The 15951-nt window shown below is 45.8% G+C and carries 15 protein-coding genes; 14 read left to right on the top strand and 1 reads right to left on the bottom strand.

Features of this window, described 5'->3' with window-relative positions; genetic code table 11:
* Positions 1-25 precede the first annotated feature (25 nt).
* A complete protein-coding gene (locus ABGU93_RS03325) occupies positions 26-1948 on the top strand; it encodes an aconitate hydratase (protein WP_347412090.1) in 1923 nt (640 codons plus the stop codon).
* Positions 1949-2049: 101 nt separating this feature from the next.
* Positions 2050-2730 carry a TIGR00266 family protein gene (locus tag ABGU93_RS03320; protein ID WP_347412089.1) on the top strand — a complete coding sequence of 227 codons (681 nt, stop codon included), beginning with the start codon at positions 2050-2052 and terminating at the stop codon, positions 2728-2730.
* A gap of 98 nt (positions 2731-2828) precedes the next feature.
* Here the strand turns inward: ABGU93_RS03320 and ABGU93_RS03315 are convergent, their stop codons facing one another.
* Positions 2829-3716 (bottom strand): DegV family protein, encoded by an 888-nt coding sequence (locus tag ABGU93_RS03315; RefSeq protein ID WP_347412088.1) that lies wholly within the window; start codon positions 3714-3716, stop codon positions 2829-2831.
* A 196-nt stretch (positions 3717-3912) separates the two neighbouring features.
* Between ABGU93_RS03315 and ABGU93_RS03310 the strand changes: the two genes are divergently transcribed.
* The 12 genes from ABGU93_RS03310 (at position 3913) to ABGU93_RS03255 (ending at position 15950) form a co-directional block, all read left to right on the top strand.
* The gene (locus tag ABGU93_RS03310) at positions 3913-6054 is read left to right on the top strand and encodes a Tex family protein (protein WP_347412087.1); all 2142 of its coding nucleotides are present in this window, start codon (positions 3913-3915) and stop codon (positions 6052-6054) included.
* 129 nt (positions 6055-6183) lie between these two features.
* A complete protein-coding gene (locus ABGU93_RS03305) occupies positions 6184-6669 on the top strand; it encodes a CarD family transcriptional regulator (RefSeq protein ID WP_347412086.1) in 486 nt (161 codons plus the stop codon).
* A gap of 89 nt (positions 6670-6758) precedes the next feature.
* The gene (locus tag ABGU93_RS03300; protein WP_347412085.1) at positions 6759-7871 is read left to right on the top strand and encodes a PIN domain-containing protein; all 1113 of its coding nucleotides are present in this window, start codon (positions 6759-6761) and stop codon (positions 7869-7871) included.
* Positions 7872-8062: 191 nt separating this feature from the next.
* The gene (locus tag ABGU93_RS03295) at positions 8063-9463 is read left to right on the top strand and encodes an RsmF rRNA methyltransferase first C-terminal domain-containing protein (RefSeq protein ID WP_347412084.1); all 1401 of its coding nucleotides are present in this window, start codon (positions 8063-8065) and stop codon (positions 9461-9463) included.
* A gap of 11 nt (positions 9464-9474) precedes the next feature.
* Positions 9475-9879, top strand: a complete 405-nt coding sequence (locus ABGU93_RS03290; RefSeq protein WP_347412083.1) for a DapH/DapD/GlmU-related protein — start codon at positions 9475-9477, stop codon at positions 9877-9879.
* Between the two features lie 10 nt (positions 9880-9889).
* Positions 9890-10381 carry a DUF523 domain-containing protein gene (locus tag ABGU93_RS03285; protein WP_347412082.1) on the top strand — a complete coding sequence of 164 codons (492 nt, stop codon included), beginning with the start codon at positions 9890-9892 and terminating at the stop codon, positions 10379-10381.
* 98 nt (positions 10382-10479) lie between these two features.
* A complete protein-coding gene (locus ABGU93_RS03280) occupies positions 10480-11532 on the top strand; it encodes a D-alanine--D-alanine ligase family protein (protein ID WP_347412081.1) in 1053 nt (350 codons plus the stop codon).
* A 120-nt stretch (positions 11533-11652) separates the two neighbouring features.
* Positions 11653-12084: a DUF1934 domain-containing protein gene (locus ABGU93_RS03275; protein WP_026394124.1), complete on the top strand. Its 432-nt coding sequence runs from the start codon at positions 11653-11655 to the stop codon at positions 12082-12084.
* Between the two features lie 126 nt (positions 12085-12210).
* Positions 12211-13887, top strand: coding sequence for an arginine--tRNA ligase (argS, locus tag ABGU93_RS03270; RefSeq protein WP_347412080.1), 1677 nt, complete (start codon positions 12211-12213; stop codon positions 13885-13887).
* A gap of 2 nt (positions 13888-13889) precedes the next feature.
* A complete protein-coding gene (locus ABGU93_RS03265) occupies positions 13890-14597 on the top strand; it encodes a tRNA threonylcarbamoyladenosine dehydratase (protein ID WP_347412079.1) in 708 nt (235 codons plus the stop codon).
* A gap of 181 nt (positions 14598-14778) precedes the next feature.
* Entirely contained in the window at positions 14779-15264 is a 486-nt protein-coding gene (ispF, locus tag ABGU93_RS03260) for a 2-C-methyl-D-erythritol 2,4-cyclodiphosphate synthase (protein WP_347412100.1), read from the top strand.
* Positions 15261-15950 (top strand): 5'-methylthioadenosine/adenosylhomocysteine nucleosidase, encoded by a 690-nt coding sequence (locus ABGU93_RS03255; protein WP_347412078.1) that lies wholly within the window; start codon positions 15261-15263, stop codon positions 15948-15950. Before ispF ends, ABGU93_RS03255 begins: the two co-directional genes overlap by 4 nt.
* Position 15951: the final 1 nt, after the last annotated feature.

Genomic DNA, 15951 nt, shown 5'->3' with positions numbered 1-15951 from the left:
GTATGGAAAGGAAATAGTAAATAAAATGGGAAAAACATTAACAGAGAAAATTATTGCGGCACACCTTGTAGTGGGAGAAATGATCAAAGGCGAAGAAATCGGGATTCGCATCGATCAGACCCTGACCCAGGACTCCACCGGAACCATGGCTTATTTGCAGTTTGAAGCAATGGAGGTACCACGGGTTAAAACCAAGAAATCCCTGGCTTATATCGACCACAACATGCTGCAGGAAGGTCCGGAAAACATGGACGATCATCGTTATATCCAAAGTGTGGCTAAAAAACACGGCGTTTTTTATTCCAAACCAGGCAATGGCATTTGCCACCAGGTTCAGATTGAGCGCTTTGGGGTGCCGGGCGATACCCTGCTGGGATCTGACAGTCATACCCCCACCGGCGGCGGCATCGGCATGCTGGCCATTGGCGCCGGCGGTCTGGACGTGGCAGTGGCCATGGCCGGCGACCCTTACTATATCACCATGCCCAAAGTGGTTCAGGTGGAATTAACTGGTAAACTGCGTACCGGTGTCTCCTCCAAGGATGTCATTCTGGAAGTACTGCGTCAATGTACCGTCAAAGGTGGCGTCAATAAGGTTTTTGAGTACACCGGCGCAGGGGTTGAAACTCTGACCGTTCCCGAACGGGCCACGATTACCAATATGGGTGCCGAGTTGGGGGCAACCACCTCGGTTTTCCCATCCGACGAAATGACCAAGTTATTTTTGGAAGCCCAGGGCCGTGGTGCGGATTATATTGAGCTGTCAGCCGATGAAGACGCCGTTTATGACGAAGTGGTAAAGGTTGATATGGATAGTTTGGAACCATTAACCGCCTGTCCCCACAGTCCTGACAAGGTCGTGAAAATTTCTGAAATTGAAGGTCTGAAGGTTGATCAGGTGGCGATTGGCAGCTGTACCAATTCATCCTGGTTGGACCTGATGAAGGTTGCCGCCATCGTCAAAGGCAAAACCGTGGCTGAAAATGTTTCCCTGGTGATTGCCCCGGGATCCAAACAGGTGTTAACGATGCTGGCTGAAAACGGCGCTTTGGCCGATCTGCTCAATGCCGGTGCCCGGGTGCTGGAATGCGGTTGTGGTCCCTGTATCGGGATGGGTCAGGCACCTTCCACCGATGCGGTGTCACTGCGAACCTTCAACCGGAACTTCTTTGGCCGTTCCGGTACCCCCTCGGCCGATGTCTATCTGTTAAGCCCCGAAGCAGCAGCCATTTCTGCTCTGGAAGGGGTGCTGACCAATCCGTTAGGGAAGATCAATTTGCCGGAAATCGCGATGCCGGAAAACTTTTTACTCAACGATACCATGGTGATGGCACCAGCTCCAGAAGGCACTGCAGTCGAAGTCATCAAAGGACCAAACATCAAACCTTTCCCAGCCACCCAGCCACTTAAAAATACCGTCGCCGGTAAAGCCCTGATTGTCGTTGAAGATAACATCACCACTGACCATATCATGCCTTCCAACGCCAAATTACTGCCCTACCGTTCGAACATTCCTTACCTGTCAAACTACTGCCTGGCTCCTTGTGATGCCGAATTCCCACAACGGGCCCTGGATAATGGCGGCGGCTTTATTGTCGGCGGATCCAACTACGGTCAGGGTTCCAGCCGGGAGCATGCGGCACTGGCACCGGTTTACCTGGGCATCAAAGGGGTGGCGGTTAAATCCTTTGCCCGGATTCATAAAAACAATCTGATCAATAATGGGATTCTGCCGCTGGTATTTGAAAATGAAGCCGATTATGACACCATCGAACTGAACGATGAACTGATCATCGAAAATGCGCTCGATGCCGTTAAATCAGGCCAGGCCAAGCTGATCAATAAAACTAAAGGCTTAACCTATGTGATGCTGCTGGAAGTTTCCGAACGGCAAAAAGAAATGCTGCTGGCCGGCGGACTGATCAACCTGATCAAATTAAAAAAATAATCTAAAAATAATCTGACAAATTAAAATAAATCGCCAATTTCCGGGTAAATATCCATTAATTGGCGATTTTTGTATATTAACGCAAAACGGAGGAGGAAAAAATGAATTTTGAAATCAAGGGAGGCAATCTCCCGGTGGCAACAGTAACTTTAAACAGTGGTGAATCAATGTTTACCGAGTCCGGGGGAATGTCCTGGATGACCGAAAACATCCGCATGGAAACCAACACCAAAGGCGGTCTGATGAAGGGGTTACGACGGACCCTGGCCGGGGATTCGTTGTTTATGACCACCTATACCGCCGAACAGAACAACAGCCAGATTTCTTTCTGTTCCAGTTATCCGGGCGAAATCAAAGCGCTGACCCTGCAGCAGGGACAGTCGATCATTTGTCAGAAAAGCAGTTTTCTGGCGGGTGAATCCAGTCTGGATGTGGATATGTACTTTAAAAAGAATATCGGGGTCGGCTTTTTTGGTGGTGAAGGCTTTATTCTGCAAAAAATTTCGGGACCGGGAACCGCCTTTATCGAAATGGATGGCGCCATGATTGAATACGATCTGGCTCCCGGTGAAGTGATTAAAATCGATCAGGGTCATATCGGCATGTTTGAAGAATCGGTGAGCTTTGATATTCAGGCTGTTAAAGGCATGAAGAATATCTTTTTAAGCGGTGAAGGATTATTCCTGGCGACCTTAAAAGGGCCGGGGAAGGTCTGGCTGCAAACCATGCCGTTGAGCCGACTGGTTCAGCTGGTGGCTTCGAGCTTACCGCCAAGAGGGTAGAACAGATTAGAATTCAATGGACATAATAAATAAAGCGCCTTGCCGATCATGGATTCGGCAAGGCGCTTTATTTATCTAGATATTAAAAAAGCAGGATTTCAGGGAGTAACATTGACATAATTATCCGGCAGTTCGTCAAAAAACATGATGCCCAGACAATTGGTGCCAATATGAACGGTCAGGGTGGAACCGGCTTTTTCAGGGAGCAAGAAGTTTCTAATCCCCAATTCTTTTTCGAAATATTTCTTGGCCTTTTCCTGGAGATCGGTCGCGGTACTTTGGATCATCCCGAGGACCTGTTCCTTATTCGTCATTTTTTCTTCGACAATGGCGAACAGGGTCTTTAAGGCTTTTTTCTGGCCGCGGATTTTTTCATAAACCAGAATTTCACCATCTTTAAAGTACAGGATCGGAACGATTTTTAACATATCGCCAAGCATCGCGGCATTTCGGCTGATCCGACCGCCTTGAGCCAGCCATTTGATATCGCCAACCAAAAAAAAGATCTGGGCGTGCTGGGCCAGAAAGGTCATGGTTTCAACAATTTCCTCATAGGGACGGTTGAGCTTATTCAGCTTCAGACCCTGATAAAGGATCAGTGCCGAGCCCGTGGTGGCCGAAAGGGAATCGACAATCGCGACTTTCCGTTCCGGATATTTCTCCAGTAAATCCCGGGCCAGCAGTCGGGCAGTCTGGTAGGTACCGGAAAGTTTTGAGGAAAGCACCAGGTAAATAACATCATCACCATTCTTAAGGTGTTTTTCGACCGTATTGGTAATATCCAGGGGTTGGATCTGGGCCGTTTTGGGAAAGAGTTTACTGTTATGATTGACAAAATCAACCACCATTTCGGGGGTGATGTTGATGCCATCGAAGTAGGTTTTATCATCAAGGGTTACCGGAAAGGGTAATATATCAAAATCATAGCGATTCAGAATGTCGCTGTTGGTATCACACATGGAATCCACAATAAATTTTATAGCCATTAAGGTGTTGCTCCTTTTCATTTATACAGAATATTCTAACATGAACCGCGTCTTATTACAATTACTCTAGCCATCAGCCTTAAGTATAATAGGGGTTTTCGAGGAAGGTTTGTGATTATATCAAAAAAATGTTAAACTAATCTTTGGAAATTAAAACCCCAGCGGTCAATTTAAAAATGAAGAAATGGAGAATTTTGTGGAACAGATAATCAATCAACTCGCTAAAGAATTTTCAATACGCCCCCAGCAGGTCGAAGATACCATCAATTTAATCGATGGCGGGAATACCATTCCCTTTATTGCCCGTTACCGAAAAGAGGTCACCGGGAATTTAAGTGATGCCCTATTACGGGATCTGGATGTGCGTTTAACATATTTAAGAAAACTGGAAAAAAGAAAAGAAGAGGTCACCGGCAGCATTGAGGAACAGGGTAAACTGACCCCGGAACTTAAAGCCGCCATTTTAAAAAGCCAAACCCTTCAGGAAGTGGAAGACCTCTACCTGCCTTATAAACAGAAAAAGAAAACCCGGGCATCGGTAGCCCGGGAAAAAGGTCTGGAGCCGCTGGCGCAGCAAATTTTAGAGCAAAAAATGACCGAAGCCGAGCTGGATGAAGCGGCACTTAACTATATTGACGCCGAAAAAGAAGTCACTAGCGCCGCAGAAGCGCTGCAACTGGCGATGGATATTATTGCCGAAATCATTTCCGATAACGGTAGCTATCGGGGCGTGATCAGAAAATGTACCTACGATAAGGGACAGATCAAGTCCACCGTGGTTAAGGGCAAAGAAGCGGAAAACCCGGAACTGGAAATGTACTTCGACCATACCGAAGCCATTAAAACCATTAAGGATCACCGGATTCTAGCGCTTAACCGGGGCGAAAAGAAAAAAGCCCTGTCGGTTAAACTATTGGCCCCCACCGAAGAAATTGAGGCCTATTTAAAAAAAGAACTGGTCAAAGCTCAGCCCTCAAGCTATTTATTAAGATCAATTGGGGACAGTTACACCCGGTTGATTGCGCCGGCTATTGAGCGGGAAATCCGGACCGCCTTAAAAGAACGGGCTGAAGAAGGGGCCATCAAGATGTTTGCCCTTAACCTGAAAAAACTGCTGCTCCAGCCGCCCTTTAAAGAAAAGGTGACGATGGGCTTTGACCCGGCTTTTCGGACCGGTTGCAAGATTGCCATTCTCGACAAGGTCGGAAAAGTGCTGGACTACACCACCATCTATCCAACCTTTGGCAAGGATCAGGCCGAAAAAGCGGAAAAAGAATTTCTGGAACTGATTGAGCGCCATCAGGTCGATATTATTGCCATCGGCAACGGCACTGCCTCCCGGGAGTCGGAACAGTTTGTCGCCGAAACGATCAAAAAAACAAAGGTACCGGTGCAGTACATTGTGGTGAATGAGGCCGGGGCGTCGGTTTATTCGGCATCGGAACTGGGGACCGAAGAATACCCGGACATCAATGTTTCGATCCGGGGCGCCATTTCCATTGGTGGGCGGCTTCAGGATCCGTTGTCGGAACTGGTAAAAATCGATCCCAAACACATCGGGGTCGGTCAGTATCAGCATGACGTTAATCAGAAAGAACTGGAGCGGGTCCTGGAAGCAACGGTCGAGGACGCCGTAAATAATGTCGGGGTTAACGTCAACCGGGCTTCGGTGGCGCTGCTCAAATACGTGGCCGGGGTCAACAAAACCATTGCCAACAATATTATGGATTACCGTAACAGTGCGGGGCCGATCAAAAGCCGAAAAGAACTGATGAAGGTCAAAGGTCTGGGCGCCAAAGCCTATGAGCAATGCGCCGGTTTTTTGCGGATTGATGACGGGGATAACATTCTTGATAATACCGGAGTTCACCCGGAGGCCTACAAAAGCGTGGAAAAACTCCTGAAGCTAAAAGGCATCCAGAAAGAAAAACTGGGGACCCGGGAACAGCAGGATATGTTTAACGATATGAACTATTCCGAAATGGCGGCCCAGCTGGAAATCGGGATCCCAACTCTTTACGATATTGTCAAGGAACTTAAAAAACCGGGCAGGGACCCCCGGGAAAATGCCCCTAAACCCCATTTGCGATCCGACGTTTTATCGATGAGCGATCTGGAAGTGGATATGGAACTCATCGGCACAGTCCGAAACGTCATTGATTTTGGCGCCTTTGTAGATATTGGCGTCCATCAGGATGGGCTGGTGCATATTTCGCAGATCACCGATCGTTATATTAAGCATCCGTCTGAAGCGGTATCGCTGGGGGATGTGGTGACCGTTAAAGTGCTGGCTGTGGATCTGAAACGAAAACGGATCAGTTTAACTATGATTATATAGTGATAAATAATTTGATAAATAATTAAATAAATAAATATTGACACAGGGATAAGTTTTTTATAAAATAAAAGGCTTATTCCTTTTTTATATGTTATAATATAACTAGAATCGATGATAGGAGTGGTTGAAATGTATAAAATTGGGGATAAAATTGTTTATCCGATGCACGGAGCGGGTATCATTGAAGCAATCGAAGAACGAGAAATATTTGAAGAAATAAAACCTTATTACATCATGCAGATCGTATCTGAAGGTTTGCAAATTTTAATTCCCGTTGATAAAGTTGATGATATTGGGGTAAGAACCATTGTGACCCAGCCAGTAATTGATGAGATGATCGAAACCCTGAAATTACCAATGGATGTGATGGAAAAAAACTGGAACCGACGATACCGGGAACACCTGGAACGTTTAAAAACCGGCGATATTTTTGAAGTAGCAAAGGTTGTCAAGAATCTTATCTTATTGGATCGATTAAAAGGTCTCTCAACCGGAGAAAAGAAAATGTTGAATAATGCCCGAAATTTCATTGTCAGTGAAATGGTCTTGATTCAAGATAAAGATAAAGAAGAAATCCTGGATTTGATCAATAGTTCGGTACACAGTGAGGCGTGAATTTCACGCCTTTTGTTGTATTTAATAGTGTAATCTTAAGAATTGAGTGCTATAATTTTAAGATGATATTTTGAAAGGAGGTGAAGATGATGATACAAAAGATACTTCGCGTGTCATTTGGAATTGTGGGGATTCTGGTTGGAATGGCTCTGGCCAACGTATTGGTTACCAATACATGGATTTTAAAAAGTCTGGAGATTGACCTGACTCCGGAATTGGAAGTTATTCTTTATGCGGCTCTGATTGTTCTATTTGGACTTATTTTTTTCATTCTATTTCCATTGATGCTTAAAGGCGTTAAAAAGCTGTCTAAAATCGTTGAGACCAGTATGGAAAATGTGCGGCTCATTGATGTTGGCCTGGGTATTGGTGGTTTGGTGATTGGTCTGGTGATTGCCATGCTGATCAGTTTCGCTTTTTCGCAGATTCCTATTCCCTGGATCGGGGGACTACTGACCATCAGCATTTATATTGTGCTGGGGTATATTGGTTTTTCCTTACCGATCAAAAAACGGGAAGATATTCTCCAGGCTTTCCAGATTGCCAAGCGGGAAAAAGATGCCAATGTGCCAGTCGGTCAAAAGCGACCCGCCAAAAAGAAAGGTGCGGCCATTCCCAAATTACTGGATACCAGCGTAATTATTGACGGACGGATTTTTGATATTTGTAAAACCGGCTTTATTGAAGGCCCTCTGGTGATCCCGGTATTTGTGCTTAACGAACTGCAACTGATTTCGGACTCATCCGATGAGTTGAAACGGAATCGGGGCCGTCGCGGTTTGGATATTTTAAACAAAATTCAGACCGATCTGGAAATCGAAGTTCAAATTACCGAAGAAGATTTTGAAGATACCCACGAGGTTGACTCAAAATTGGTAAAACTGGGAAAATCAACCAAAGGCAAGATTCTGACCAACGACTATAATCTTAACAAGGTTGCTACCGTGCAAGGGGTGGACGTGCTTAATATTAATGAGTTGGCTAATGCCGTAAAACCAATTGTTTTACCCGGGGAAGAGATGAAAGTTCTCCTGGTCAAAGGCGGAAAAGAAAACGGCCAGGCCGTTGCCTATCTGGACGACGGAACCATGATCGTTGTCGAAAATGGCAAGAAATATATCGGAACCACAACCGCGGTAATTGTCACCAGTATTCTGCAAACAGCAGCCGGACGAATGATTTTTGCAAAACCCAAAAAATAATGAACCAGCAATTATAAGTTCTCGACAAAAACACCAACGCTTGCGTTGGTGTTTTTATTTCGGCGTTTTTTGACAAATTTATTGTAATTGACAGGTCCTTTACGTATAATTAAACGAGTATTGTTAATAATCAGGGCAGGGCCAGAGATGGCTCGGCCAGAAATAAATATGTTGTGAAAATGGGGATCATAATGGAATTACCTGTAGCATTTAAGGAAAAAATGAAAAATCTGATGGGTGATGCCTATCAGAGCCTGCTGGATTCCTATGATCAGCCGGAAAGTAAAGGCATCAGAACCAATACCCTGAAGCTGTCCCCAGCACAGCTGGCCAATAAATTACCGTTTAAAACCCAGAGTGTGAACTGGTGTAGTGAAGGGTTTTATATTGATCATGAGGTGCGTCCGGGGAAAAACCCCCATTATTACGCCGGGCTCTATTATGTCCAGGAACCGACGGCTATGGCCGCAGTAGAGGTCCTTAACCCGCAACCCGGAGATTGGGTGCTGGATCTTTGTGCCGCACCCGGCGGTAAATCGACCCAAATCGGTGCCAAACTCCAGGGTGCGGGGGTGCTGGTTGCCAATGAGCTGGTTAATTCGCGGGCCGGGATCCTATCCACTAATATCGAACGGATGGGAATTACCAATGCCATCGTCACCAACGAATTTCCAGAGCGACTGGTGGATTCTTTTTACGAAAGCTTTGATAAGATCCTGGTGGATGCCCCCTGCTCCGGCGAGGGCATGTTCCGAAAAGACCCGGGCGCCCTGGCTGACTGGAGTCTGGAACGGGTTGACCGGTGTGTGGGTAAGCAGGAAAAAATACTGGAAACTGCCCATCGGCTGTTAAAACCCGGCGGGGTGCTGGTCTATTCGACCTGTACTTTCTCGCCGGAAGAAAATGAACAGATGATTGAAGCCTTTATTGAGAAATACCCCTACACCCTGGAAACCATCGAGTTACCTGGGATTACCGATCATGGCCGGGTCGACTGGACCCAGAAGCAGGAGCAGTCTATCGCAAAAACGCTACGGATTATGCCGATGACTGTGAAGGGCGAAGGACATTTTATTGCCAGACTGATAAAATCGGAAGGCTTCGCCGAAGCCATTGAGATCAAACAGGGGTATGCCAAATCACGGTTAAAAAAGGCAACCCGAACAGAGTTGCAAGATTATACTGATTTTGCTAAAAATAATCTGGAGCCTGAGTTTTATCAGAAAATTGAAGACCGACTTTATCTTTTGGGTGAACATCTCTATGCCATCCCGGCAGGGGTGGATCTGGAGCGGATTGCCAATTTAAAACTCTTGCGCACCGGCCTTGATTTGGGGACCTTTAAAAAAAATCGCTTTGAACCCAGCTATGCTCTGGCAATGGCGCTTAAGTTATCCCAGGCCAAAAATGTCTGCGACTTAATGGATGAAGATCAGACCTATCAGTATTTAAAGGGCGAGGCACTAAATCTGGAAGTAAAAAAAGGCTGGGTTCTGGTTGGCTATGATGGCTATTCACTGGGGTTTGGAAAAGCCAGTGAAGGTTTAATCAAAAACCACTATCCCAAGGGTCTGAGAATCAGGAAAAAATAGGAGAACAACAGATGAGTAACCAGGCGAACCAAAAGAGGATTCACCCCAGTGCGGTGATTTCCGAAGATGTCATGATCGGAAATGAAACCGCGGTCGGGGCCGGGGTAATCATCGGAGCAGGTGTTTTCATCGGAGATCATTGTCGGATTGGCACTGGAGTGATCATTGAAGCAAACAGCAAAATCCAAAATAATTGCGTGTTGGAGCCTGGGGTGATTATCGGCAAAGCAGTGACCCTCGGTAAAAATACCAAAATTGGGATTGGCGCCCGGGTTATCAATGGGGTAACGATTGGACCCGATTCGGTGATAAAAATTGGTGAAATTGTCTTAAAAGACATGATCTATAAAATGGTTTTTAAGCGGGGCGCCTGGATTTACCGGGAAGACAGTTTAAATTGTAAAAACGAAGATTGAGGGGAAGAAAATGAATCAGAAAGATTTTACTTGTTTAAAAGAAGCTTTGGAAAAGAAAAAAAAGATTTTAGTATCCAGCTGTTTGCTGGGAATGAAGATTAACTATGAGGGCAAGGCCCACCCGGTGGATGAATTGCGGCAGCTGTTCCTTCAAGGTCAGGCTATTCCAATTTGTCCTGAAGTATTGGCAACGATGCCGATTCCCCGGGATCCGGCCGAAATAGTCGTGGTCAATGGGGAACGGAAAGTGTATAATAATAAAGAAATTGATGTGACCGAAGAATATCGCCTGGGAGCCCAGCGGACCCTGGATACCGCCCGGACATCCGGGGCGAAAATTGCGATCATGAAAAGCAACAGTCCTTCCTGCGGTTGTGGAAAAATCTATGATGGAACTTTCAGCGGAAATCTGGTTGCGGGGGACGGCATCACGGTTGCTTTATTGAAAGAAAACGGTATTCGCGTCATCACCGAAGAAGATTTTCTGGAATGTTTAAAATAATCAGGCATTTGTGAACGGTTCGCTAAGCCAGCGGCAGTTTTGGCATGGTTTTATAGAAAAATAGCAGTGAGATCTCAAAAGAAAAGTGAGGAAGAGATATGAAAAATAAACTCAATATCGGAGTGGTTTTTGGAGGACAGTCGGGAGAGCATGAGGTATCAAGGGTTTCTGCATACAATGTTTTGGGCGTCATCGATCGGGATAAATATAATATTGTCACCATCGGGATCTCAAAACAGGGCAAATGGTTTTTATATTCAGGCGCTGCCGAAAAAATTAAAGATGGTTCCTGGGAACAGGATCAGGCCAACCTGACAGCCGATTTTTCAATCTTCTCTCATCCGGAAATAACAAAGATCGACGTTTTTTTTCCGGTTCTTCACGGACCAATGGGAGAAGATGGCACCATCCAGGGCGTTTTTGAAATGCTCAATAAACCCTATGTGGGGTGCGGGGTGTTAAGCTCGGCGGTGGGAATGGATAAGGTTTTTTCCAAGATCATGTTCCAAAGCGTGGGAATCCCCACTGGCAAATACATCTATTTCCGGGAAAATGACTGGAAAAGAGATGCCGACAGCAAAATTGCCGAGATCGAAGCGGATTTGGGTTACCCGATTTTTGTTAAACCGGCGAACATGGGCTCCAGCGTCGGAATCAGCAAAGCCCATGACCGAACCGAACTTGTCGCCGCTATCAACGAAGCATTTGTATATGACAATAAACTGATTCTGGAAGACTTTGTCAACGGAAGAGAAATTGAATGTGCAGTGCTGGAAGTTGGAGACGTTATTCGGGCCTCGATCCCCGGAGAGGTCATCCCATCAAAAGAATTTTATGATTATGAGGCCAAATATTCTGCCACTGAAGACTCCAAGGTGGTTATTCCCGCGGATCTGTCCCCGGAAGTCGCCGAAAAAGTGAGAGATTACGCCATTAAGGCCTTTGAAGCCATTGAAGGCTCCGGCTTAACCCGGGTCGATTTCTTCGTCACTGATGATGAACGCATTTTAATCAATGAAGTAAACACCCTGCCAGGATTTACAAATATCAGTATGTACCCAAAAATGTGGGAAGCCACCGGAATTGGGTATATAGAACTTGTAGACTTGATTATTGCGTCAGCCAAACGGAAACGCACCACCACCAACTAGGTTTTCCGATTTCTTTCTGATGCGTAATCCTAATAAAAACTTAAAAGGATAATTTTTCTTGATAAAAAAACCCATCAATGGTTTAATAGTGGGAGAAATTATACCTCTAGGAGGAGACCAATGACTGAAGAAAGAAAAAAAGTATGGTTATCCATTTCGGGAACCGTTAAAGATGAAGATGAAAAGGATACCCTGGAGTTCCTGACCGAAGGAGATTTATATAAAGAAGCCAATCGATCCTGTGTAACGTATAAAGAATCGGAAGTTTCGGGGATGGAAGGAACCATCACGACCGTCTGTGTTGATGCGCAAAAAGTGTCAGTCATTCGTTTGGGAACAACCAATTCGATTATGGAATTTGAACGTGGCAAAAGAAACCTGACCTGGTATTCTACCCCTTATGGGGATGTGACCATGGGGATTTTAACCAAGGATGTATTTGTAAATTATAATGAGGATAAAGAACCAACCAAGGTGTCCATCGACTACAACATCGAAATCGAAGGGGTGACTAATTCTCAGAATATCCTGAATATCAAAATTACCCAATAAAAATGACAGCAATGTCAATCACAGGAGAAGCGCCGGTCGCGCTTCTCCTTTAAATTTAACCTGACTCAGAATGAGTAAACAGGATAATTAGCTGATAATAAATAGAAGAGTGAGAGGAAATTAAGGATGTACATACGCGAAAAGATCACCGAACAAATTAGAAAAATAATTGGCGATGCCCTTGATCAAGCAATCGAATCGGGAGCATTGGCCATTGAAACCATGCCAGATCTTTTTCTGGAAATTCCCAGAGAAAAAGAACATGGCGCATATTCCACCAATATCGCCATGCAGCTACCTAAACAGACGAGAAAGGCCCCCCGCTTTATAGCCGAAACCCTGGTCGCCAATATGAAAACCGCGGACACCTACGTTGAGTCAATTGAAATAGCGGGACCGGGCTTTATTAATTTTAAACTGAAACCCTACTGGCAATATGCGGTTTTAGCCGAAGTGGCAGATCTGAAAGCTGATTATGGCCGGAGCCAGAAAAATGCCGGAAAAAAATTCAACCTGGAGTTTATTTCGGCCAATCCCACCGGACCGATGCACATGGGCAATGCCAGAGGCGGAGCCATCGGCGATATCTTAGCGGCAGTGGCCGACTGGACCGGCTACGCCGTCACCCGGGAATTCTATATTAATGACGCCGGAAACCAGATTGTCAAATTTGGCGATTCGCTGGATGCCCGTTACCGGCAATTAATGGGAGAAGATATCCCCTTTCCTGAGGATGGTTATCAGGGCGAAGATATTACCGAACACATGAAGGTTTTCATTGCAGCAAATGGTGATATCCACCGCGCGATGACCCCAGAAGAACGAAAACCGATCCTGATTGATTATGCTTTAAATAAAAACCTCACCCAAATGCGAAGTGATCTCGAAGCCTATGGGATCCGCTATGATGTCTGGTTTTCGGAACAAAGTCTTTACGACAGCGGTGCCATTGAAAAGACTGTTGAACTGCTGGGAAAAGGCGGTTTCACCTATGAACAGGAAGGCGCCTTATGGTTTAAGGCCACCGAATTCGGTTCTGATAAGGACGATGTGCTAATCCGGGCCAACGGACTACCCACCTATTTTATGGCCGATATTGCCTACCACATGGATAAGTTCATTAACCGCGGCTTCAATCGTTGCATCAACGTTTGGGGTGCCGATCACCACGGCCATGTGGCCCGCCTTAAAGGCGCGTTAACAGCAGTCGGAATTGACGCCGGTAATTTTGACGTGGTCATTATGCAACTGGTACGATTGCTCCGAAACGGCGAAGTGGCAAGAATGTCCAAACGTCAGGGAAAAGCGATTGCCCTGACCGATCTCATCGATGAAGTGGGCGTCGATGCGACCCGCTTCTTCTTTAATCTGCGCTCGCCGGACAGTCATTTTGACTTTGATCTGGACTTGGCCATTGAACAGTCCAATGATAATCCGGTCTTTTATGTGCAATATGCCCATGCCCGAATCTGTAGCATTATTCGCCAGATGAGCGAAGAATTGGATCAAACGATCGCTCTGGATTACAACCGATTGATCGAAAAAGAAGAATTAAACCTGATGGAAATTCTTTCTAATTTCCCGGATGAAATTCTGACCGCTGAAGATAAACTGGACCCCAGCCGAATAACCCGCTATGCGATTGATCTGGCCTCGGCGTTCCATAGTTTTTATAATGCCTGTCACGTGCGGGTTTCCGACAAGGCCTTAATGAAAGCCAGAGTTGCGCTGATCGAGGCAACTCAACAGGTTATTCAAAATGCCTTGGGTATTTTGGGAGTATCTGCTCCAGAAAGAATGTAGAAATGAAAACAGAATCAGGAATCTTTGATCGAACGGAGAAACTCATTGGGCAATCAGGTTTGGAGATTCTAAAAAATTCAAGAGTAATCCTGTTTGGGGTGGGCGGCGTCGGTTCATTTGTGGCCGAAGCCTTAATCCGCAGCGGAGTCGGTTTTTTGACCCTCGTGGACAAGGACATCATCGATCCCAGCAATCAGAATCGTCAGATTATGGCAAATGTCAAAACCGTGGGCAAGAAAAAAGTCGATGTCATGGCCAGAAGGCTGATTGCCATCAACCCGCTTTCCATCGTTCATCCGATGCATCGCTGCTATACCCCGGAAACCTCCCAGGAGTTTCACCTCCAGGACTATGACTATGCCATTGATGCGGTGGATATGGTAACGGCAAAAATTGATCTGGTCATCAAAAGCCAGGAAAACAAGGTTCCGATTATCAGCTGTATGGGAACCGGGAATAAGATGGATGCCAGTCGTTTTATTATCACCGATATTTATGAAACATCAGTTTGTCCTCTGGCTAAAGTGATGCGAAAAGAATTGCGGGAACGGGGCGTAAAATCCCTGAAGGTACTTTATTCAACTGAAGAACCATTAATCAGAGAAACCCCGCCGGGCAGCATTGCCTTTGTCCCCTCAGTGGCCGGACTGCTGATCGCCGGGGAAGTGGTCCGGGATCTTCTGAAAACTGGAAGTATGGACGAAAATTAAAACAGATACCCGCCACCAGATCAAATAGCTTAATAGCCTTTTAAGTTATCTATTTGGTGGCATTTTTTTGAATGTTTATGTTATAATTTTATTGTCAAGTGGGGCTTTACGGAATTTGAATAGCCGGAGCCTTTAAATATGGTTAAATAAAATTATAGAAGTAGCAGGAAGGAGTAAGATGATACGGGTAGGAAGCGGTTATGACGTCCATCGTTTAGTGGAAGAACGACCACTCATTTTAGGCGGTGTGAAAATAAAACATCCGTTGGGACTACAGGGACATTCGGATGCCGATGTGCTGGTGCATGCCATTATCGATGCGCTGTTAGGCGCCTTGGCGCTCGGTGATATCGGCAAACACTTTCCCGACACGGATGGCGCCTATAAAGATTGTGACAGTTTGCTGCTGCTTAAAAAAGTGGGACAGCTAGTGGCGGAAAAGGGGTATAGAGTCAATAACATTGATTCAACGATTATTGCCCAGGCCCCAAAACTTGCGCCCTATATTGAAATCATGGTGGAAAACATTAAAAGAACCCTGGAATTATCCGGGGATTGTGTGAGTGTAAAAGCCACGACCGAAGAAGGTCTGGGCTTTACCGGGAGTGAACAGGGGATCGCTGCCAACGCAGTGGTAAGTCTATTGAAAGGAGAAAAAAGCAAATGATCGGTATTATTGCAGCCATGGACAGTGAGGTTCGTGACATCAAGTCGGTGATGGAAGATGGAATCAAGATCCACCATGGAGGGATGACTTTTTTCAAGGGGAAACTCCACCAGAAAGAGGTTATTGCCGTCAAAAGTGGTGTGGGAAAAGTTAATGCCGCCATGTGTACCCAGATTTTAATTGATATATTTAAGGTTAGTATCCTCATCCATGTGGGTGTGGCCGGTGCGGTTCATCCGGATCTGGAAATTGGCGACATTGTCATTTCAGAAGACAGCTGTCAATATGATATGGATGCCCGGGCTTTTGGCCATCCCCGGGGCGAAATACCAAACATGGATATTACCTTTTTCAAAGCAGACCCCGCCCTGATTAAGCTGGCCGAAACAGCCGCACAAGAGCTCAATGTCAACTACCGTGTTGGTCGCGTCATGACCGCCGATTTGGGCGTCGATTCCAATAAACTCAAAGAAGAATTGCGGGAAGAATTCGGCGGACTTTGTGTGGAAATGGAAGGGGCGGCAGTGGGACAGGTGGCCATGCTGAACCAGGTTCCCTATCTGGTAATCCGTTCGATGTCCGACAAGGCCGATTCCAATCTGACCGATGATTACAGGGAAAACCTCGAAGCATCAATTAAGAATGGAGTCGCCATGGTGCTGAATATGATTCAGGGAGTCGCATAGC

The sequence above is a fragment of the Acetobacterium sp. genome (assembly GCF_039830195.1).
GTDB lineage: Bacteria > Bacillota > Clostridia > Eubacteriales > Eubacteriaceae > Acetobacterium.
Note: the sequence above shows the minus strand (reverse complement) of the source record. Positions and strands in the feature narration are given on the sequence as shown.